Below are 19,662 nucleotides of genomic sequence, written 5' to 3' on the forward strand. Positions count from 1 at the left end.
GTCCGTTCGCAGGCGGGGGGCCTGTCATGCGCCTGACGCAAATCCTCGCGGCTCTCGCGATCTGCCTGCCGGCCGGGGCGCTCGCGGCGCCGCTCGAGACCTATGGCCGGCTGCCCGGCGTCGAGAACATCGCGATCTCGCCGGACGGCAAGGATATCGCCTTCGCGACCAGCCTGGACGGCCAGCGCGCCGTGGCAATCGCCGCTCTGGGCGACAACAACAAGATCATCGCCGCCATGCACACCGGCGACGAGAAGATCCGCGACCTGAGCTGGGCCGGCAACGACAACCTGCTCATCACCTCGTCGACGGCGCACACCGCGATCGGAGTCAGCGGCCCCAAGCAGGAATATTACCTCATCCAGAGCTTCAAGCTCAGCACCCACAAGCTGAAGCCGCTGCTGGAAAATATCGCGAACGCGATGAACGTCGTGCGAGGGAACCCGGAAGTCCGGACGATGGACGGTCATACCGTCGTGTTCCTCACCGGCATCGACTTTCCCAGCGAGACCGGCGTGCCGGCCCTGTACGCCGCCGATCTCGATGCGGACCGTACCCGGCTGGTCCAGCAGGGCACGCAGGACACCGAAGGCTGGACGATCGACGAGAGCGGCCGCGTGGTCGCCGTGACCGAATATTCCGAGCGGTCGCAGGTCTGGCGGGTGCGGCTGCATGACGGCAATAGCTGGCGCGAAGTGTTTTCCACGCCCGCGCCGATCGACCTGCCGCAGATCGAAGGCATCGCGCCGGACGGCGGCGGACTGATCCTGGCCTTGCCTGGCGAGGACGACCGGCTGATCAAGCTGGCGGACGGCAGCGTCGTTCCGTCGCCCTATGAGAGCGACTACAACATGCCCGTCGACGATCCGGTCACGCACCGCATGATCGGCGCGATGCGCGAGGGCATCGCCTATCGCTACGTCTTTTTCGGACACGCCGACGACCTCGCCTGGCGCAGCCTGATGACGGCCTTCGACGGCGAGAATGTCGAGCTGGTGTCGTGGAGCGACGACCGCCAACGCGTCGTGGTGCGGGTCGACGGGCCGAGCGATGGGGTGGTCTACCAGCTGGTCGATCTCGACGCGCACAAGGCGACGGTGCTGGCCCCGATTTACGAAGGCCTGGATCCTTCAGCGGTCGCGCCGGTGAAGCTGATCCATTATCGCGCGGCCGATGGGATGGAGATTCCCGCCTATCTCACCCTGCCGCTCGGCCGGACGCCGAAGGGCCTGCCGCTGGTCGTCCTGGCGCATGGCGGTCCGGCCTACCGCGACTCGCCGGAGTTCGACTGGTGGTCGCAGGCCCTGGCGAGCCGGGGCTATGCGGTGCTGCAGCCGGAATTCCGCGGCTCGACCGGTTTCGGCCTCGCGCATCTGAGCGCCGGCTTCGGCCAGTGGGGGCGCAAGATGCAGACCGACCTGTCGGACGGCGTGCGCCACCTCGCGGCCGAGGGCACGATCGACCCCAAGCGCGTCTGCATCGCGGGCGCGAGCTATGGCGGCTATGCCGCGCTGGCCGGCGCCACGCTGGACCGCGGGGTCTATCGCTGCGCCGTATCGGTGTCGGGACTGTCGGATCTTCACGACATGATGCGGTGGGAGCGGTCCCGGCAATACCGCTCGGACAGCGCGACGCTGCGCTATTGGACGCGCTTCATGGGCGCGGAGGATATCGACGATCCCCGGCTGGCCGACATCTCGCCGCATCTCCATGCGGCCCAGGCGGACATTCCCATCCTGCTGATCCACGGCAAGGACGATACCGTGGTCCCGATCGCGCAGAGCGAGGAGATGGACGACGCCTTGCGCGCCGCCGGCAAGCCGGTGCGCTTCGTGCGACTGGAGGGCGAGGACCACTGGCTGTCGCGCTCCGACACGCGGCTGCAGATGCTGCGCGAGATGGTCGCGTTCCTCGAGGCCAACAATCCGCCCGACTGAGTTAACGCGCCTTTACCATCGGCCCCGCCGACGTTAACCGGCGGTGAATGAGTTAATCCTTACACTGCACGCGCAGGCTGGGAACATGCGTAGATGCAGCGTCAGCGCAAGATCGCGCTCAGGGATTCGCTTCTGTCGAGATATTCGGAATCTCTCGGCGAGATGGCGATGCGGCGGCGCAACGAACAGGCGATGAAGGCGGCGCGCGCCGAATCCGAACTCGCCAGCCGCACCAAATCCGCCTTCCTCGCGACGATGAGCCACGAGCTGCGCACGCCGCTCAACGCGATCATCGGGTTTTCCGACGTGATCGTGGCGCAGAAGGATCCCAGGAACGCCGAATATGCGGCGCATATCGCCCGATCCGGGCGCCGCCTGCTCGACGTCGTGTCCGATATCCTCGACATCTCCAAGATCGAGAGCGGCAGCTTCGTGCTGAACCGCCAGCCCACCGACTTGGCGGAGATCGTCGAGCACGCGGCCGACACGCTGCGCGACGCCGTCGCAGCCAAGCATCAGACGCTCGACCTGCGGCTGCCGCAGGACCTGCCGATGCTGTCGGTCGACGGCAAGCGCGTCCGCCAGGCGCTGGTCAACCTGCTGTCGAACGCCAACAAGTTCACGCCCGAGCGCGGCCGGATCGTTGCGGTGGCGCAGCGCAATCCCGACGGCGGCGCGACCATTGCCGTCGCGGACACCGGCGTCGGCATGTCGCCGGACGAGATCGCGACGGCCCTGAAGCCGTTCGGACAGGTGCAGTCCCATCTGTCGCGCACGGCGGAGGGAACCGGCCTCGGCCTGCCGATCGCGCGCGGCCTTGCGCGGCAGCATGGCGGCGAGCTGCTGATCGAGAGCCGGCCCGGACAAGGCACGACGGTGCTGCTGCGGCTGCCGCCCGATACGGGAGCCGCGTCATGAACCAGATCTTCCGCGACCCGCGGACCCCGCCCAAAGAGCGCCGCGGCGTGCCGGCCGTGCCGCCGGTGCAGATCGCCCATATCGTCTCCGTCGCGGGCAGTCACGCCATCGCCGTGCTGGAGAAGCCCGCGCAAGCCGCCGCCGCGGCCAAGGATCCCCGCGTGCAGATCGGCGCGCTGGTCAAGATCGTGACACCCGACTCCGCGGTGATGGGCCTGGTCTCGGCGATGACCGCGCCGATGCCGAACGGCGAAGGCCATGAGGAGATGGGACTGATCGAGATTAATCTCGCCGGCGAGGTCGGCCTCGACGACGCCTCCAAGCGGCTGACCTTCAAGCGCGGCGTGACCCAGCTTCCCTCGATCGGCGACGCGGTGCTGTTCGCCGACCGCCACGACCTGACGCGCGTCTATGCCCCACCCGCCGTGGCGAGCGTCAAGGTCGGCACGCTGTTCCAGGACCCGAGCGTGCCGGCGCGGCTGCTGACCGACGACCTCCTGTCCAAGCATTTCATCGTGGTCGGCTCGACCGGCTCGGGAAAATCCTGCGCCCTGACCGCCATCCTGCAGCGCCTGCTCTACGAGCATTCCGGCGCGCATGTCGTGATCCTGGACGTGCACAACGAATATTCCACCGCCTTCGAAGGCATGGTGGAGAAGGTCACGCTGAACAATTTCAACCTGCCCTTCTGGCTGCTCAACTTCACCGAGCTCGCCGCGGCGCTGACCTCCAAGGACCAGCACCACGATGCCGAGCTCGAGATCCTCAGCGAAGCGGTGGTCTTCGCCAAGCGCCGCTATTCCGAGGCCGCGGCGGGGCGGGCGCGCCGGCCGACCGAATTCACCGGCACGATCAGCGTCGACACCCCGACGCCGTTCCGCCTGTCCGACGTCACCGCCTATATCGACGACCGGCTCGGCAAGCTGGAGCGCACGCATCTCACCCTGCCCTATCGCCGGCTGAAGACGCAGATCGAATATCTCGTCGCCGACCAGCGCTACAATTTCATGTTCGGCAGCCTGACCATCCAGGACACGATGACCGACGTGCTGAGCCGGCTGTTCCGCATCCCCAACGAGGGCCGGCCGATCACCGTGGTGGACCTCTCGACCGCGCCGCCGGAGATCCTCGACGTGATCATCTCGGTGATCTCGCGCCTCGCCTTCGACCTGGCGGTATGGAGCAACGGCGCGGTGCCGATGCTGCTGGTCTGCGAGGAGGCGCATCGCTATGCGCCGGCCGGCGCCGACCTCACCTTCGTGCCGACCCGCGCGGCGCTGTCGCGCATCGCCAAGGAGGGACGGAAATATTCCCTGTCGCTGGCGCTGGTGACGCAGCGGCCGTCGGACCTCGACCCCAACATCCTCTCGCAATGCGGCACCGCGGTGGCGATGCGGCTGTCCAGCGAGCGCGACCAGCAGGTGATCCGCGCCAACACCTATGAGGGGATGATCGACCTGCTCGATTTCCTGCCGCTGCTCGGCGACCGCGAGGCCATCGTGCTCGGCCAGGGCGTGTCGATGCCGATGCGGATCAAGTTCGACCAGCTCACCCGGGGCAACGTACCGAAGAACATGAATGCCGGCTTCTCGAAATCGTGGAAGACGCAGAAGCTCGAGCGCGCCTCGCTCGACGCCATCGTCACCCGCTGGCGCCTGGGCGGACGCGAGCGGGAGTAGACCCGCGCGACGGGTTGCGCCAATGTGCGGGCGCATCCCGGAACGATTCCATGACCTTCGGACGGACCATCGCGCTCGGCGCGCTCGCGCTTCTCATCGCCGCGCCCGCTTCGGCGGCCGTGCTGCGCGACGGAACCTACAACTGCCTGACGGGCGCCTCGGCCTATGGCAACCTGACCACGCCGGGCCAGGTCGAGATCCGCGGCCAGACCTATCGCTTCCACGAAAGCGGCAAGCCGGACGACCAGCCCTTCGCGCCTTATGGCGTGAGCGGCGGCTTGATCCACTGGGGCGGCGCGATGGGGTTCATGAGCCGCGGCGAATTCTCGATGCAGGCGACGCATCTGGACGGCGTGGTGCCGGACAGTTTCTGGTGGCCGCTGCTGCTCGACGGCAGGAATATCTACACGGTCAGCTGCCGGCGGATCGGGTAGGATCTGGACTCAATTGGCGCCAACAAATCAAACGCCGTGTCATGGCCCGCAGTCGCGGCCATGACACTTTTTTTGAGTCCCCAACCTAGCCCCGCGAGAAGCATTCCGCGATCGACTTGAGCCAGCGCTTCACCGGCTCCAGCGCATCGTCGGGCGTCACGCCCAGGCGCACGAGGACCAGGTCGCGCTCGGGCGCCACCACGACATATTGGCCCTGATAGCCATTGGCCGAGAAGCTTCCCGGGCCGGCGAGGTCGAGCCACCAATGGGCGCCATAGCGCGCGCTGTCGGTCGGCTGCTGCCAGGTCGACGTGCGGGCGTAGTCGACCCAGCCTTCCGGCAGGATGCGCGCGCCGTCCCAGACGCCGCCGCGCAGATAGAGCAGGCCGAAGCGCGCGAAGTCGCGCGGCGTCGCGAAGCAGAAGGATGAGCCGATGAAGGTGCCGGCCGGATCGAATTTCGGCAGCGCCGACGTCATGCCCAGCGGTGCGAACAGGCGTGCCCGCATATAGGCTTCGAGTTCGGCGCCCGATACGCCCGCCGCCGCGCCCGCGGCGCGCGCCACGATGTTCGCGGTGCCGCTGGAGTAGGCCCAGAAGCTGCCCGGCGCATGGGCCAGCGGTTGCGACGCCGCGTAATGCGCGACGTCGTCCTTGCCCGCGCCGAACAGCATCGCGATGGTGTCGGACGTCCTGTCGGCGACATATTCCTCGATGAAGGCGAGGCCGCTCGACATGTGCAGCAACTGGTCGAGCGTGATGGCGCGGCGCGGATCGTCCGGCGCCTGCCATTCCGGCACGGCGGCCGGCGCGTGGATGTCGAGCTTGCCGTCCTGCACAACGAGGCCGACCAGCGCCTGGGTGATGCTCTTGGCGATGGACCAGGAGGGCTGCGTGTCGCCGGCGGCATGACCCTGGCCGTAGCGTTCGAGCACCAGCCGGCCGCGATGGACGATCACGAGCGCGTTGGTCTCGCGCAGATCGTCGGGCAGGAGCGGCGTGAAGGCATAGTCGACCAGGCTTGCCAATCGCGCGGCGTCGGCGTCCGCAGGGATGTCGCCCAGGGGCCAGTCCTGCGTCGGCCAGGGCGTGTCGGCGGGTTGCGGGGGAAGCGGCGGAAGCGTGCTCATGCCGACAAGCCTAGACGCAAAATTTGTGCGCCGCGAGTGTCGTGGCGGAAGGTTGATCGCATCGCGGGCAGATCGCAGAGTGCGGCGACCGCCTTTCCCACTTGCAAGGACCGACGCGATGAAAGTCTGGGAAATCCAGAACGCCTACGGCATCGACAATCTCAACATTGCCGAGCGGCCGGCGCCGAAGCCGGGCAAGGGCGAGATCGCCGTGGCGATGAAGGCCGCGTCGCTCAACTATCGCGACCTCATGACCGTGCAGGGCTTCGCGGGCGGCTTTCCGCTGCCGCTGATCCCTTTCTCCGACGGCGCGGGCATCGTGGAGGCGATCGGGCCGGGCGTGACGCGCGTCGCGGTGGGCGACCGCGTGTGCCCGCTGTTCTTTCAGTCCTGGCTCGGCGGGCCGGTCACGGCGGAAAGCCGTCATCGGCCGCTGGGCGGGCCGCTCGACGGCGTGTTGCAGCAGAAGATGCTGGTCGAAGCCGAAGGCGTCGCGAAATTCCCCGCGCATCTGTCGTTCGAGGAAGCGGCCACCCTGCCCTGCGCCGGACTGACCGCGTGGCGTGCGCTGACCGTCGAGGCGCCGGTCGGGCCCGGCGACACGGTGCTGGTGCAGGGCACGGGCGGCGTGTCGATCTTCGCGCTGCAATTCGCCAAGGCGCGCGGCGCAAGCGTCATCGCGACCTCGTCGAGCGACGAGAAGCTGGTGCGGGCCAAGGCGCTCGGCGCCGATCACCTGATCAACTACAAGACCACGCCGGACTGGGGCCGGCTGGCGCGCGAGATCACCGGCGGGCGCGGCGTCGACGTCGTGGTCGAGGTCGGCGGCGAGGACACGCTGTCGCAATCCTTCGACGCGGCGCGGGTCGGCGGGCATATCGTGGTGATCGGCGTGCTGGGCGGCTTCTCCGCCCCGATGATGATCCCGGTCGTGTTCGCCAAGAACCTGCACATCCACGGCATCTCGGTCGGCAGCCGGGCACAGTTCGAGGACATGGCGGCCTTCATCGAGGCACACAAGCTGACCCCGGTGGTGGACCAGGTGTTCGCGTTCGGCGAATTGCGCGACGCCCTGCGCCTGATGCAGGCCGGCGGCCATTTCGGGAAGATCGTGCTGAGGATTTGAGAACCTCTACCGCGCGGGGCGAGGCTGCCGGGCCCTCCCCCGCGCGATGCGCAGGGGAGGAGCTGGCTCGCGAGAGTTCCGGCGTGCGGAACAACCGTCGCCTTCGTCTGTTGTTCACGCGCGAGGTATTCCATGCCAAAATTGCTCGAAGGCTCCTGCCGCTGCCAGGCGGTCACGTTCCGGGTGCAGAGCCATACGCCTTATCCCTACCAACTCTGCTATTGCTCGATCTGCCGCAAGACGGCCGGCGGCGGCGGTTTCACGATCAACCTGATGGGCGATGCGCGGACGCTCGAGATCAAGGGCAAGCGGGCGTTGCGGGTCTATCGCGCGCGCATCCGCGACGATTCCGGGCGTTGCGAGACCAGTAAGGGGCAGCGGAATTTCTGCAGCAAGTGCGCCAGCGCGCTTTGGCTGTTCGATCCGCAATGGCCGGAGCTGGTGCATCCCTTCGCCTCGGCCATCGACACCGCATTGCCCAAGCCGCCGTCGAAGGTGCACCTGATGCTGCGCTTCAAGCCGAGCTGGGTGGTGCCGGATTTCGGCCGCGGCGACCAGAAGTTCCGCGAATACCCCAGGCTCTCGATCGAGCAGTGGCACCGCAAGCGCGGGCTTTGGATCGACTAGGGCTTGGGCGGTTTCGGCGCCGGCGCGTCGCGCTCGACCGTCACGCCGGTCGCGACCAGCGTGCCGCCGGCATCGGCCGCGGCGGCGGCGCTGATCGTTGCGCCGGGAAGAAGCTGCGATGTGTCGCCGGCTTCGATCGCGAGAATCGGGACGCCGCGGGCGAACTGGATCTCTGCCGCGCCGTTGCAACCGGTGCCGCCCGGCGCGGCATGGCCATCGCAGGCCGGCGAGCCCGGCGGCTCGGCACCATGGAACGCCACCACCAGCGTGCCGCCGACGCCGCCCGGCGTCACGGCCGTCAGCGCGCCGCCGATCACCAGGCGCGTCGGGTTGGCGGGGTCGACCGGCCAGGCGCCTTCGTTCTGGCCGCGCAGGGTGGCGGGATAGACGCGGATGCCCTGGGCGCGGAACTTGCCGTCGGCGCCTTTCAACGCGGCGACCATGAGGATGGCGCCGGGCTGGAGATCCGTCAGCTTGAGCAGCCGGTTGTGGACGAGCCGCGTCGCCGTCGTCATGCCCAGCGTGACGAGCTTGCGCTCCGTCGTCTTGAGCGTGAGGAAGGGGCCGTCGAACTCGGCGATGGTGCCGCGATAGCGCTGCTGCGTGCCGGGCGGCGCAAGCGTGGCGGACGGCGCGGGCACGGCGGGTGCGACGGCCGGAACCGCGAGCACCGCCGGCTGGCCGGTCTGGGCGCCGGCCGCACCGATCAGGAGAAGCGCGCCCGAAAGCAGTGTGAAGAACCGGTTCCGGGCGCGCATCGTGATCCTTATCCGTGTCTCGGCTTGACGAATTTGAGGATGAATTGGTCCGTATGATGGCGGATCGAGGGATCGAATACGAGCTTGTCGCGCGGATCCTTCGGGTTGCGCAGGACATTGCTCTCGCCGGCCAGCTTGAAGCCGGCCGCCTCGACCTCCTGCTTGACCACCGCCTCGTCGATCCGGTGCAGCGTCTCGGTCGCGGAGAGGCCCGATCCGTCGGCCGCCGCATGGTCGAGCACGATGTAGACGCCGCCCGGCTTGAGCGCGTCATAGACCGCCTTGTTCACCACGGCGAGGTCGGCCGGTCCCATGAACTTGTCGTGCAGGTCGTGATAGTTCTGTGCCGTGAACACCACGTCCAGCGACTCCGGAGCGTAGAGCTTGTCGATCGGCGCGTGCAGCACGCTGACATTCGGATAGGCGGCGAACTGCTTGGTGACGTCGGCGCCCGGAGACTTCTTCTGGACGAAGGAATCGATCTCGGTCGGCGAGTAGGCGTAGACATAGCCCTTGTCGCCGACGACCTTGGCGAAGATGTGCGTGAAATAGCCCTGGCCCGGCATGATATCCATCACGCGGCTGCCGGGCTTGACGCCGGCGAAGGCGATCAACGCCTCGGGCTTGCGGTCGGCATCGAGCTTCTTCTCATCGTCCGGGCGCGCAGTGTCGCTCAGCGCGGCAGCGACATAGGCGGGCGTGACGGGCTTGGCGAAAGCCGATGCGGCAAACGCGGCGGCGAGCGCGGCCGCGAGCATCCAATGGCGTTTCATGACGTTCTCCCCTTTGGTGTTATGACACCCTACCTCGGCCGCGGCAGGGATGCACGGACCGGTGAAACCCCGGACAATCCGTCAGGCTCTGAGCGCGCCGCGCAAAAGCACCTTGTAAAACCTGTCGGCCAGAGTCGCGGGCCGCAGGAGACCCAGGCGCGCGAGCGGCTCCGCATCGTCGGGCGCAGGCGCCAGGCCGGCGGCGGCGAAACGGGCGAGCTGGAACGGTGTCGCGTTCTTCAGGCGCTCCAGCACCGGCAGCAGGCGCTGCTCGACCGGGGTGAAATCGCCGCCGAACGGATAATCGGGCAAAAGACCGCGTTCGCGCAGCGGCGCCAGCGCGGCGGCGATGCGCTCGGGATGGTTCTCGCGCTGTGCGGCGGGGATCCGATAGCTTTTCGCGATCTTGCCGGCGTCCTTGGCCCTGGCCAGGAGATCGCCCTGGAAGCGCGAATCCGCGACGGCGAGCATGCGTGCCACGACATCCTCGTCGCTCAGCCCGCGCAGATCGGCGATGCCGTATTCGGTGACGATGACGTCGCGCAGGTGACGCGGGATCGTGGTGTGGCCGTAAGACCAGACGATGTTCGATTGCCGGCCGCGTGTCGCCTTGACCGAGAGGATCGAGCGGGCACCTTCGAGCGCGAAAGCCTGGTCGACGAAGTTGAACTGGCCGCCGACGCCGCTGACCACCCGGCCGTCCTCCAGTCCATCGGAGACCACCGCGCCCAGCAGCGTCGCCATCATCGCGTTGTTGATGAAGCGCGCCTTCACGCGCGCGGCGCGCTTGCCCGCCTCGTCGCCATACAGGTGATTGGTGAAGGTGATCCGCGTCATCGCGATGCGGGCAAGCGCGTCCGGCGGCATCTCGCGCAGGCGGCGATAGAAGCTGCCCGGGCCGACGAAAAATCCGCCATGGACCAGGATGCCGTCCACCGCGCGGGTGAGGATGCCGGCGTCGATGAGCTCGAGGAAGCCGTCGACCAACATCTCGCTGACGCCATAAAGACCTTGCGCAAACGGCGTGCGCGCCTCGATCGCCAGCGGCGGCGCATCGGCGGTGAGGCGCGCGATCGTGTCGCCGAACGCGGCCGTCTGGCGATGGCGCAGGATCATGGCATGGACGGCGGCGTCCCCCTCCTCGCCGATGCCGATCTGCAGCGTGCCGCCGTCGGCGATCAGCCGCGCGACGTGCAGGCCGATGGCGTGCTCGGTCGTCGAGATCGGCTGGCGCGGCGCCGCGAACAGCGGAAAGTCGGCGGCGGGGCCGTCGAGCACGAAGGCGAAGGCATGGGCGGGAAGATCGGCGTCGCCCGGCATGAAGGGCAGTTCGGAATTGACCTGGCCCGCGAGGACGAACCGCGCCCGGCCGGCGGCCCGTACATCGAGCAAGTCGAGCGTGAGATCGGGATTGCAGCTCAACGAGTAGCGTCCGACTTTTTTCGCGACGAGCTGCGCCACCACGTTGACGCCGCGCGCCAGCAGGTAGTCCGCGGCGTGGGTGTAATTGGCCGAGATGTAGCTGCGCTGGGCGCCCGCATTGCCCATCCACTGTCCGGCGAGAAAGAAGAACTCGTCCACCCGGACATTGGGCGGCAGGGCATTGCGATGCGCCGCCAGGGCGTATTCGAGCGGCGGATAGCCGCCCAGCAGGCGCTGCGAGATCGGGTCGACGAAGCGCCTTTCCAGCTCGCTCTTGCCGCGCGGCGCCTCGAGCGTCAGGGCGGTGAAGATATGGAGGTCGAGCGACGGGTCGCGGGCGGCGCGGCGATAGAGCGCGTTGGCGATGTGGTTCGCCTTTCCCAGCCCCAGCGGCAGGCCGAGCACGATCTTGCGCCCGACCTCGGCGATGATGGCGTCCACGATGGTGTCGGGATCGGTGAAGATTTTCGGCATGGCTTTGTGTCGGGCGGGGCGAAGCGGTTATAGAGCGATATGACCACAAAGACAGCGCCGGGAGAATTGGCGGAGATCGGGACGTCGCTCGCGGCGATGGGACTGATCGGCACGGGGGAGGATTTCGGCGTCGAGACTCTGTCGGGCGGCGTGTCTTGCGACGTTCTTCGCGTCACCGCCGGCGGACGCGCGCCCTTCGTGGTGAAGCGGGCCCTGCCGCGGCTGCGGGTCAGCGCGCTGTGGGAGGCGCCGCCGGAACGGGCGGCGGCGGAGGTGGCCTGGATCCGGCTGGTCGCCGGCATCGCGCCGCGCTGGGTCCCGGCGATTCTCGGCGAGGACCGGGAACGCCATCTGTTTGCGATGGAATTCCTGCCGCCGGAGCGATATCCGGTCTGGAAGACGGAGCTTGCGGCGGGACGGATCGACACGGGCTTCGCGCGCGATGTCGGCGCGGCGCTGGCGCGCATCCACGGCGCGACGGCGGGAAAGAGCGAGGTCGCGGCGGCGTTCGACAATGGTGCGCAATTCCTTGCCCTGCGGCTGGAGCCTTATCTTCTGTTCACGGCCGAGCGGCATACCGACCTGGCACAGGCGATTCGCGACGAAGTCGACCGCATCGCAGCCGCGCGGATCGCGCTGATGCAAGGCGATATCAGCCCGAAGAACATCCTGCAGGGGCCCGAAGGTCCGGTCTTCCTCGACGCGGAGACCGCCTGCTACGGCGATCCGGCGTTCGACCTGGCGTTCTGCTTGAATCACTTCCTGCTGAAGGCGGTGTGGCATCCCGAATGGACCACCGGCTATGCGCGCAGCTTCGCGGCGATGAAGGCGGCCTATCTGGCCGGCGTCACCTGGGAGAAGGCGCAGGAGATCGACCGGCGCACGGCGCGGCTGCTGCCAATGCTGTTCCTGGCACGCGTCGACGGGAAATCGCCGGTGGAGTATCTGACGGACGACGCCGACCGCGCCTTCGTCCGCGCGGCGGCGCTGCAGATGATCATCGAGCCGCCCTACAACCTCGACCTGCTGGCGGAAACCTATTTCGCGGTCGCCGGCTCACGATAGCGTTCCTTGTCGACCGCCTTGGCGGGCTTGACCGCGACGTCGGTGGCGGCACCCAGCGGCCGAGTCCAGGCCGCGAATTCCAGCGCGATGCCGTCGGGATCGAAGAAATAGATCGAGCGCACGAAGGTGGTCGGCGTGATCTCCAGGCTTGCCTGCATCGGCGATTCGTCGTGGCTGATGACACGGCTCGCCCGGATGCCCTTGGCCGTCAGCTTCTCGTAATATTCGTCGATCCGGTCGCCGGGCACGTTGATCGCGATATGGTTCATCGATCCGTGGGCGGACGGTCCCGGCAGCATGCCGGGCGTCGCGCTGGCGACGCCCGGCGCGGCGGCCGGAGCGTCGGGAAACCAGAAGAAGGCCAAGCTGTCGCCATTGCCGATGTCGAAGAAGAAATGCTGCCCCATGCCGTTCGGCAGCTCGATCGTCTTGATCAGCGGCATGCCGAGCACGTTGCTGTAGAAATCGACGGTGCGCGCCATGTCCTTGCACACCAGCGCGAGGTGATTGACGCCCCGCAGGTCGAATTCCGTGTTGGCCATGGCCGAACTCCCGATCGCGCCCTCAGGCTAACAGAACCCGCCGCCGCACACGAGTTCGAACCTCTTTCCGCTGGGGAAACGGCCGTCCGCCCCGATGCGGCCGTTAATGCCGCGCGGCCGGACATAACGACCTGTTAAGCGCCTGCGCTTAGGATTCCCCCGGCAAGACAAGTGGCGGTTCACGCCCATGGCCCAGCGGACTCCCGAAACCGTCATGCAAGTCGATCCCGATCGTTTCGATCATCCGACCTGCATGTTCCTGCGCAATTACTGGAACGTCCGGCGCGGGGCGCGCGCCATGCCGGCCCGCAGCGATCTTTCGCCGGCCCATCTGAAGGACCATCTCGGCTGGGTGATGATCGTGGACGTGCTGCCCGGCGGGCGGGATTTCCGCTACCGCCTGATCGGTACCCTCGTGACGCAATATTTCGCGACCGACGCCACCGGCCAGACGGTGACGGAGGCGTTCGCGCTCAGTGGCGAGGCCGTCGCGAAGGCGGTCAACGCCGTATTCGAGAAGGTGGCGCACGACAAGGTGGTGGTGCGCACCGCCGGCGATGCGAACTGGCTGGCGGAGGGCATGGAGGAGTTCGAGGCGATCTATCTGCCGCTCTCGGACGACGGCGAAACGGTCACGCACATCCTGCACGCCTTCGTCTGCGACCGCGACCGCATGCTGCTGGCGCGCCAGATCGCGCGCCTGAACGGCGGCAAGCTGGTGAGCCCGCCGCCGCCCCGGCCGGTTTGACGAACGCTTGAGGTAGCGCTGCCGCTCCGCTAGCTATGGCGCGACCCGGGGAGGGCTCGCAATGGCCGAGGCGGAGCCGCGCCGCGCGCGGATGGGACTGGTGCTGTCCGCCTCGGCGGCCGGCACGGTCTTCGAATGGTACGACTTCTTCATCTTCGGCTCGCTGCTCTCGATCGTCACCAAGCATTTCTTCGCCAATGCGGGCGAGACCCAGGGCTACATCTTCGCACTCCTGACCTTCGCGGTCGGCTTCTTCGTCAGGCCGTTCGGCGGGCTTGTCTTCGGCTATTTCGGCGACCTGACCGGGCGCAAGCGCACCTTCCTCATCACCATCGTCGTCATGGGCCTCGCGACCTTCGCGATCGGGCTGTTGCCCGACACCGCGGCGATCGGAGCCTTGGCCCCGTATCTGCTGATCGGGCTGCGCGTGCTGCAGGGCTTCGCGGTCGGCGGCGAATATGGCGGCGCCGCGGTCTATGTCGCCGAGCATGCCGACGCGAACAAGCGCGGCGCGGCGACCGGCTGGATCCAGGTCGCCGCGACCGTCGGGCTGCTGCTCGCGCTCTGCGTGATCCTCGCCGTCCGCAAGACGCTGGGCGAGGAGACGTTCGCCGCCTGGGGCTGGCGCGTGCCGTTCCTGTTGTCGTCGGTGCTGCTCGCGATCTCCGTATGGATCCGGCTCAAGCTCGACGAATCGCCGGCCTTCCAGCAACTCAAGGCGCAGGGCCGGACCTCGCGCGCCCCGCTGTCGGAGACCTTCCTGCGCTGGCGCAATCTGCGCGTGGTGTTCGTGGTGCTGATCGGGCTGCTGATGGGCCAGGGCGTCGTATGGTACACGGCCCAGTTCTACACCCAGTTCTTCCTCGAACGCGCCGTCAAGGTCGAGCCGGTGACCGTCAATTGGCTGATCCTCAGCGTGACCGTCGCCAGCGCCCTGCTCCACATCTTCTTCGCCCGGTTGTCCGACCGGATCGGCCGCAAGCCGATCATGCTGTTCGGGCTGGGCCTTGCGACGCTGGTCTTCCTGCCGGGCTTCCAATGGCTGACCGCGGCGGTCAATCCCGGCCTGAGCGAGGCCATCGCGCGGGCGCCGGTGACGGTCTTCGCCGCGCGCTCGGACTGCTCCTTCCAGTTCGATCCGGTGGGGACCAAGAAATTCGCGACCTCCTGCGACATCGCCAAGAGCACGCTGGCCAATCTCGGCGTGCCCTATCGCAACGAGGCGATCGAGGACGGCGCGCTCGCGCGCATCCGTGTGGGCACGGTGACGCTGTCGAGCATCGACGGGACGGTCCTGGCGCCTTCGGCGCTGGCGGTGGCGCAGAAGAATTTCGGGTCCGAGGTCAACAGGATGCTGAGCCAGGCCGGCTATCCGGCCAAGGCCGATCCGGCGCGGGTGAACGCGCCGCTCGCCTTCGCGATCCTGCTGCTCTTCGTGATCGCCGCGGCGGCGCTTTATGGACCGCAGGCGGCGACTTTGGTCGAGCTGTTTCCGACGCGCATCCGCTATTCGGCGTTGTCGCTGCCCTATCACCTGGGCGTCGGCTGGTTCGGCGGCTTCCTGCCGCCCATCGCCTTCGCCATCGTGACGGCGACCGGAAACCTCTATGCCGGCCTCTGGTATCCGGTGTCGGTGGCGGCCGTGGGCTTCGTGGTGACGCTGCTCTTCCTGCCGGAGACGAGAGGCCGGGACATCACGACCTGAAGCCCCGCGCCCTCACGAGCCGCCGGGCTGCTGCTCGGTCACCGTGCCCGACCAGGTACCGCGGTCGGTCTGGACTTCGATGGTCGAAAGCGTGCCGCAGCGCCAGAAGGTCAGCTCGTGCTGTTCACGAGGCTGCAGCGTGACCTGGTCCGAATCGGTGCAGCCGGAATCGGTGCTGTTGCCGTTGATCACAATGCGCTGGATCGTAAAGGGATCGCTGTCCTGCGAGGTGATCACCACGTGATCGACAAACGCCAAATTGTAGCGGTGGACTTCCATCTTGGGACCGCTGCAGGCCGCCAGAAACAGCACGGCACCCAAACCACCCAGCAATCTGACCGTACGGAATGCTCTCATCATCATCGCCCCCCCGGGAATCTGCGGGAGATTAGCCGATGGAAAGCAAAGTGCAATCGCGGGTGGTATGCCGCTGCGGCTAGGGCCGCACGTCGAGCGGGACGCCGGCTTCGCTCTTGCTCGAATGGATTACAAGCGAACTCTTCACGCTGGCGACGTTTTTCTCCGCGGTCAGCGTCTCGGTGATGAAGCGCTGGAAGCTGGAGAGGTCGGTGGCGACGCATTTCAGCAGGAAGTCCACCTCGCCCGAAAGCATGTAGCATTCGCGCACCGCCGGCCAGGAGCGCACGCGCTCCTCGAAATGCTTGAGATCCGCGTCATGCTGGCTCGACAGGCCGACGAAGACATAGGCCGTCACTTCGAAGCCGAGCGCCTTGGCGTCGAGGTCGGCGTGATAGCCCTGGATGAAGCCCGTCTTCTCGAGCGCCCGCATGCGGCGCAGGCAGGGTGGCGCGGTGATCTTCGCCCGGCGGGACAATTCAACATTCGTGATGCGGCCATTGGCCTGCAACTCGGCCAGGATGCGCATATCGATGGAATCGAGCTTGTGATGCTCCACGGCGGGACCTTCGGGTGACAGGAAACGGCCCGCTTTTAACCTAAGGGAGGCCTTTAGCGCAATAATATTTCTGACAAAGGTGCGACGGTCCGGCGATTCGCCATACCCATTGTTCGAAGCCGCGACAGCACCGGGCAAGCGCTTGCCACAAAAGTGTAATCGCCAAGCTTGACCTTTGAGGCCGCGCTTCCGATATCAGGGGCATCAAGCCAAGGGGCAGAGGGCTTCGCGGTGCGCGGCCGATGGCGGCGGGCCGGAAGCATCCGGCTCTTTCGAGTCGGAGCCGCCATGTCTCATTCCAAAGTCATTATATTGGGCAGCGGACCGGCCGGCTGCACCGCCGCGGTGTATGCGGCGCGCGCCATGCTGGAGCCGACTCTGATCGCCGGCATCCAGCCGGGCGGCCAGCTCACCATCACCACCGAGGTCGAGAACTATCCGGGTTTCGCCGAGGCGATCCAGGGACCGTGGCTGATGGAGCAGATGCAGGCGCAAGCGGCGCATCTGGGCACCAGGATGGTGCAGGACACGATCGTCGACGTCGATCTGGCGCGCCGGCCCTTCACGCTGAAGGCCGACAGCGGCGCGACCTACACGGCCGACACGCTGATCATCGCGACGGGCGCGAGCGCGAACTGGCTCGGCCTCCCTTCGGAGGGCAAATATCAAGGCTTCGGCGTCAGCGCCTGCGCCACCTGCGACGGCTTCTTCTTCCGCGGCAAGAACGTCGCCGTGGTCGGCGGCGGCAACACCGCGACCGAGGAAGCGCTGTTCCTCACCAATTTCGCCGACAAGGTGACGCTGATCCATCGCCGCGACACGCTGCGCGCCGACAAGACCAACCAGGCGCGCGTCCTGGCGAACCGGAAGATCGACTGCCTGTTCGACACCGAAGTGGTCGAGGTGCTGGGCGGCGAGAACCCCAAGGGCGTCACCGGCGTCACGCTGCGCAACACCGTCACCGGCTCGACCCGCGATCTCGCGGTGGACGGGGTGTTCGTCGCCATCGGCCATTCGCCGGCGACGGAACTGTTCAAGGGCAAGATCGAGATGGACGAGGCGGGCTACATCAAGACCGCCCCCGACTCGACCCACACCAGCGTCGCCGGCGTGTTCGCGGCCGGCGACGTGAAGGACAAGATCTACCGCCAGGCGGTGACGGCGGCCGGCATGGGTTGCATGGCGGCGCTCGAGGCGGAACGGTTCCTGGCCAGCGGTCATGGTTCCTGAAATTATGCGTCACGAAGCGTGCATTGCAGGGCGACGATAAGGGCCGCATGAGAGCGGCCCGAAAAAGGCAACGAAGATGGATTGGGACAAGCTTCGCATCTTTCACGCGGTCGCCTCGGCGGGCAGCTTCACCCATGCCGGGCAGATGCTGACGCTCAGCCAGTCCGCGGTCAGCCGCCAGATCAGCGCGCTGGAGGAAGAGATCACCACGCCGCTGTTCCAGCGCCACGCCCGCGGGCTCACCCTCACCGACGAGGGCGAGATGCTTTATACCGCGGTGAGCGACGTGCTGAACCGCCTCGCACAGGCGGAAGAGGCGCTGAAGAACGTGCGGGAGGCGCCGCGCGGCGCGCTCAAGATCACCTCCAGCCACGGCATCGGGACGTACTGGCTGCTGCCGCGGCTCGACGAATTCCTCATGGAATTCCCCGAGGTAGAAGTCCATCTCATCATGGAGGATCGCGAGCTCGACCTGGCGCAGCGCGAGGCCGACCTGGCCATCCGCATGCGCGCGCCGGTCCAGGCCGACCTGATCCAGCGCAAGCTCTTCACCGTGCACTACCATATGTACGCGACGAAAGCCTATCTGGACGCGCGTGGCGTGCCCAAGACGCTGGACGAGATCGCCGATCATACCGTCATCGCCTATGGCGAGACCGCGGCGCCGGAAATCCGCGAGATCAACTGGCTGCTGGAAGAGACGCGGCGTCGCCTGGGCGGCAAGGGCCGCACGGTGCGCATCAACAACGTCACCGGCATCCTGTGCGCCACGGAAGCCGGTCTCGGCATCGCGGCCGTTCCGGACTATGTGGCGGCGAGCCGGCCGCACCTGATCCGCGTGCTGCCCGACGTGCCGGGCCCGAGCTTCGACGTTCATCTGGTCTATGCGGACGCGCTGCGGCAGTCCAAGCGGGTCGCGGCCTTCCGCGACTTCCTGGTGAAGGCCTCGAAGGACTGGAAATTCTGATCGCCGGGGCTTGAAGGCCCGGAACTCGTCCTTATCTCACTGGTGTCGCGGACCGTCCCCCCAGTTTGGCCCGCGGCACGGACGGTGCTCCCAAGGCACCCGCCCGGGTGCGGAGCCTTCCGTTCCGCGCATCCCAAGCAAAGCCTGACGCCGGAGCGCGCAATCGCTCCGGCGTTTTTTTGTGCCGGCACCGACACTTTTCCGCCGCCATGCGCGTACTATCTTTTCATCCGCCGCTGCAGGGGAATGCCATGCGTCTCGACGACCTCCGCCCGACCGAGAATACCGACGATCGGCGCGGCAGCTTCGGCGGCTTTGGCGGCGGCGGGTTCGGTGGATACGGTCCGCATATCGGCGGTGGCTTGGGCCTCGTCGGCGTCGTGGTGGTTGCGATGCTGCTCGGCGTCGACCCCAACCAGTTGCTGAACGGCAATGTCGGCGTGGCGACCCAGCAGAGCCGGGGCGGCGGCGGCCCGCGCAGCGACGATGCCGCGTATCAATTCTCCCGCAAGATCGTCGGCTCGGCCGAGGACGTCTGGTCGCCGATCCTGAAGGCGCGTGGCGTGGCGTTCACGCCGGCCACCTTCACCGTCTACGACAACGCGACGCCGACCGGCTGCGGCGAGGGCGAGTCTTCTGCGGGGCCGTTCTATTGTCCGTCCGACGGGCACATCTATCTCGATCTCGCCTTCTTCAACGAGCTGGCGACGAGGTTCGGCGCCGCCGGCGATTTCGCGCAAGCCTATGTGATCGCGCACGAATACGGCCATCATATCCAGCAGCTGATGGGAACGATGGCGGCGCACCAGGACGGCGAGACCGGCGCGCAGAGCAATTCGGTGCGGACCGAGCTGCAAGCCGACTGCTATGCCGGGGTGTGGACCTATCATGCGAATGTCCGCTTCCACATCCTCGAGAAGGGCGACGTGGAGGAAGGCCTGCGCGCCGCCAGCGCGGTCGGCGACGACACGCTGGAGAAGCAGAACCAGGGCTATGTCGTGCCGGATTCCTTCACCCACGGCACCAGCGCGCAGCGGGTGCGCTGGTTCAAGCGCGGCCTCGCCGAGGGCGACATGAACGCCTGCGACACGTTCGGCGCGAGCACGCTTTAGACCAATTCTGGCTCAGGAAGCCGCACCCAATAGTCGTCATTGCCCGGCCCACGCTCTCGCTAGGGTCCGGACTCAATTGGGATTCGCAGTGTCACTGTCA

The 19,662-nt window shown here is 67.2% G+C and carries 19 protein-coding genes; 12 read left to right on the top strand and 7 right to left on the bottom strand.

Annotation, left to right across the window (positions count from 1 at the left end; all coding sequences use genetic code 11):
- Nucleotides 1–26: 26 nt before the first annotated feature.
- The 4 genes from WDM91_08295 to WDM91_08310 all read left to right on the top strand — a co-directional run bounded on the left by WDM91_08295 (nt 27) and on the right by WDM91_08310 (nt 4,968).
- Nucleotides 27–1,937, top strand: a complete 1,911-nt coding sequence (locus tag WDM91_08295) for a S9 family peptidase (protein MEI9994579.1) — start codon at nt 27–29, stop codon at nt 1,935–1,937.
- A 93-nt stretch (nt 1,938–2,030) separates the two neighbouring features.
- Complete coding sequence (locus WDM91_08300) at nt 2,031–2,855, top strand: ATP-binding protein (protein ID MEI9994580.1); 825 nt, start codon at nt 2,031–2,033, stop codon at nt 2,853–2,855.
- The gene (locus WDM91_08305) at nt 2,852–4,534 is read left to right on the top strand and encodes a DUF87 domain-containing protein (GenBank protein ID MEI9994581.1); all 1,683 of its coding nucleotides are present in this window, start codon (nt 2,852–2,854) and stop codon (nt 4,532–4,534) included. The genes WDM91_08300 and WDM91_08305 overlap by 4 nt, the downstream gene beginning before the upstream one ends.
- Before the next feature lie 50 nt (nt 4,535–4,584).
- A complete protein-coding gene (locus tag WDM91_08310) occupies nt 4,585–4,968 on the top strand; it encodes a hypothetical protein (GenBank protein MEI9994582.1) in 384 nt (127 codons plus the stop codon).
- 85 nt (nt 4,969–5,053) lie between these two features.
- Here the strand turns inward: WDM91_08310 and WDM91_08315 are convergent, their stop codons facing one another.
- Nucleotides 5,054–6,097 (bottom strand): serine hydrolase, encoded by a 1,044-nt coding sequence (locus WDM91_08315; protein MEI9994583.1) that lies wholly within the window; start codon nt 6,095–6,097, stop codon nt 5,054–5,056.
- 118 nt (nt 6,098–6,215) lie between these two features.
- On the opposite strand from WDM91_08315, the gene WDM91_08320 reads away from it, so the two are divergent.
- Together WDM91_08320 and WDM91_08325 are read left to right on the top strand one after the other, a co-directional pair.
- Nucleotides 6,216–7,223, top strand: coding sequence for an NAD(P)-dependent alcohol dehydrogenase (locus tag WDM91_08320; protein MEI9994584.1), 1,008 nt, complete (start codon nt 6,216–6,218; stop codon nt 7,221–7,223).
- Between the two features lie 132 nt (nt 7,224–7,355).
- On the top strand, nt 7,356–7,850 hold the full coding sequence (locus WDM91_08325) for a GFA family protein (protein ID MEI9994585.1): 495 nt from the start codon (nt 7,356–7,358) through the stop codon (nt 7,848–7,850).
- Here WDM91_08325 and WDM91_08330 read toward each other — a convergent pair.
- The 3 genes from WDM91_08330 to WDM91_08340 form a co-directional block, all read right to left on the bottom strand.
- Entirely contained in the window at nt 7,847–8,608 is a 762-nt protein-coding gene (locus WDM91_08330; GenBank protein MEI9994586.1) for a hypothetical protein, read from the bottom strand. The genes WDM91_08325 and WDM91_08330 overlap by 4 nt on opposite strands.
- A gap of 8 nt (nt 8,609–8,616) precedes the next feature.
- Nucleotides 8,617–9,381 (bottom strand): hypothetical protein, encoded by a 765-nt coding sequence (locus WDM91_08335; GenBank protein ID MEI9994587.1) that lies wholly within the window; start codon nt 9,379–9,381, stop codon nt 8,617–8,619.
- A gap of 81 nt (nt 9,382–9,462) precedes the next feature.
- Nucleotides 9,463–11,277, bottom strand: a complete 1,815-nt coding sequence (locus WDM91_08340) for an acetyl-CoA hydrolase/transferase C-terminal domain-containing protein (protein ID MEI9994588.1) — start codon at nt 11,275–11,277, stop codon at nt 9,463–9,465.
- Nucleotides 11,278–11,316: 39 nt separating this feature from the next.
- On the opposite strand from WDM91_08340, the gene WDM91_08345 reads away from it, so the two are divergent.
- A complete protein-coding gene (locus WDM91_08345) occupies nt 11,317–12,342 on the top strand; it encodes an aminoglycoside phosphotransferase family protein (GenBank protein MEI9994589.1) in 1,026 nt (341 codons plus the stop codon).
- Here the strand turns inward: WDM91_08345 and WDM91_08350 are convergent.
- The gene (locus WDM91_08350) at nt 12,315–12,884 is read right to left on the bottom strand and encodes a VOC family protein (GenBank protein ID MEI9994590.1); all 570 of its coding nucleotides are present in this window, start codon (nt 12,882–12,884) and stop codon (nt 12,315–12,317) included. The two genes, WDM91_08345 and WDM91_08350, sit on opposite strands and share 28 nt — an antisense overlap.
- 214 nt (nt 12,885–13,098) lie before the next feature.
- On the opposite strand from WDM91_08350, the gene WDM91_08355 reads away from it, so the two are divergent.
- Together WDM91_08355 and WDM91_08360 are read left to right on the top strand one after the other, a co-directional pair.
- The gene (locus WDM91_08355) at nt 13,099–13,632 is read left to right on the top strand and encodes a PAS domain-containing protein (GenBank protein MEI9994591.1); all 534 of its coding nucleotides are present in this window, start codon (nt 13,099–13,101) and stop codon (nt 13,630–13,632) included.
- 61 nt (nt 13,633–13,693) lie between these two features.
- Complete coding sequence (locus WDM91_08360; GenBank protein MEI9994592.1) at nt 13,694–15,337, top strand: MFS transporter; 1,644 nt, start codon at nt 13,694–13,696, stop codon at nt 15,335–15,337.
- A gap of 12 nt (nt 15,338–15,349) precedes the next feature.
- Here WDM91_08360 and WDM91_08365 read toward each other — a convergent pair whose 3' ends face one another.
- Nucleotides 15,350–15,694, bottom strand: a complete 345-nt coding sequence (locus WDM91_08365) for a hypothetical protein (GenBank protein ID MEI9994593.1) — start codon at nt 15,692–15,694, stop codon at nt 15,350–15,352.
- Between the two features lie 79 nt (nt 15,695–15,773).
- Nucleotides 15,774–16,253 (bottom strand): Lrp/AsnC family transcriptional regulator, encoded by a 480-nt coding sequence (locus WDM91_08370; GenBank protein ID MEI9994594.1) that lies wholly within the window; start codon nt 16,251–16,253, stop codon nt 15,774–15,776.
- 288 nt (nt 16,254–16,541) lie between these two features.
- Between WDM91_08370 and trxB the strand changes: the two genes are divergently transcribed.
- The 3 genes from trxB (at nt 16,542) to WDM91_08385 (ending at nt 19,562) form a co-directional block, all read left to right on the top strand.
- Nucleotides 16,542–17,483 (top strand): thioredoxin-disulfide reductase, encoded by a 942-nt coding sequence (gene trxB, locus WDM91_08375; GenBank protein MEI9994595.1) that lies wholly within the window; start codon nt 16,542–16,544, stop codon nt 17,481–17,483.
- 76 nt (nt 17,484–17,559) lie between these two features.
- The gene (locus WDM91_08380; GenBank protein ID MEI9994596.1) at nt 17,560–18,450 is read left to right on the top strand and encodes a LysR family transcriptional regulator; all 891 of its coding nucleotides are present in this window, start codon (nt 17,560–17,562) and stop codon (nt 18,448–18,450) included.
- A gap of 251 nt (nt 18,451–18,701) precedes the next feature.
- Nucleotides 18,702–19,562 (top strand): neutral zinc metallopeptidase, encoded by an 861-nt coding sequence (locus WDM91_08385; protein ID MEI9994597.1) that lies wholly within the window; start codon nt 18,702–18,704, stop codon nt 19,560–19,562.
- Nucleotides 19,563–19,662 lie beyond the last annotated feature (100 nt).

The organism is Rhizomicrobium sp. (assembly GCA_037200385.1).
Lineage (GTDB): Bacteria > Pseudomonadota > Alphaproteobacteria > Micropepsales > Micropepsaceae > Rhizomicrobium.

Bases quoted from the DNA above. Each gene is read 5' to 3' on its own strand.
- WDM91_08335 (MEI9994587.1), bottom strand. From the start codon at position 9,381: ATGAAACGCCATTGGATGCTCGCGGCCGCGCTCGCCGCCGCGTTTGCC.
- WDM91_08320 (MEI9994584.1), top strand. From the start codon at position 6,216: ATGAAAGTCTGGGAAATCCAGAACGCCTACGGCATCGACAATCTCAAC.
- WDM91_08310 (MEI9994582.1), top strand. From the start codon at position 4,585: ATGACCTTCGGACGGACCATCGCGCTCGGCGCGCTCGCGCTTCTCATC.
- WDM91_08350 (MEI9994590.1), bottom strand. From the start codon at position 12,884: ATGGCCAACACGGAATTCGACCTGCGGGGCGTCAATCACCTCGCGCTG.
- WDM91_08360 (MEI9994592.1), top strand. From the start codon at position 13,694: ATGGCCGAGGCGGAGCCGCGCCGCGCGCGGATGGGACTGGTGCTGTCC.
- WDM91_08345 (MEI9994589.1), top strand. From the start codon at position 11,317: ATGACCACAAAGACAGCGCCGGGAGAATTGGCGGAGATCGGGACGTCG.
- WDM91_08305 (MEI9994581.1), top strand. From the start codon at position 2,852: ATGAACCAGATCTTCCGCGACCCGCGGACCCCGCCCAAAGAGCGCCGC.
- WDM91_08380 (MEI9994596.1), top strand. From the start codon at position 17,560: ATGGATTGGGACAAGCTTCGCATCTTTCACGCGGTCGCCTCGGCGGGC.
- WDM91_08295 (MEI9994579.1), top strand. From the start codon at position 27: ATGCGCCTGACGCAAATCCTCGCGGCTCTCGCGATCTGCCTGCCGGCC.
- WDM91_08365 (MEI9994593.1), bottom strand. From the start codon at position 15,694: ATGAGAGCATTCCGTACGGTCAGATTGCTGGGTGGTTTGGGTGCCGTG.
- WDM91_08355 (MEI9994591.1), top strand. From the start codon at position 13,099: ATGCAAGTCGATCCCGATCGTTTCGATCATCCGACCTGCATGTTCCTG.
- WDM91_08300 (MEI9994580.1), top strand. From the start codon at position 2,031: ATGCAGCGTCAGCGCAAGATCGCGCTCAGGGATTCGCTTCTGTCGAGA.
- trxB (MEI9994595.1), top strand. From the start codon at position 16,542: ATGTCTCATTCCAAAGTCATTATATTGGGCAGCGGACCGGCCGGCTGC.
- WDM91_08325 (MEI9994585.1), top strand. From the start codon at position 7,356: ATGCCAAAATTGCTCGAAGGCTCCTGCCGCTGCCAGGCGGTCACGTTC.
- WDM91_08340 (MEI9994588.1), bottom strand. From the start codon at position 11,277: ATGCCGAAAATCTTCACCGATCCCGACACCATCGTGGACGCCATCATC.
- WDM91_08330 (MEI9994586.1), bottom strand. From the start codon at position 8,608: ATGCGCGCCCGGAACCGGTTCTTCACACTGCTTTCGGGCGCGCTTCTC.
- WDM91_08385 (MEI9994597.1), top strand. From the start codon at position 18,702: ATGCGTCTCGACGACCTCCGCCCGACCGAGAATACCGACGATCGGCGC.
- WDM91_08315 (MEI9994583.1), bottom strand. From the start codon at position 6,097: ATGAGCACGCTTCCGCCGCTTCCCCCGCAACCCGCCGACACGCCCTGG.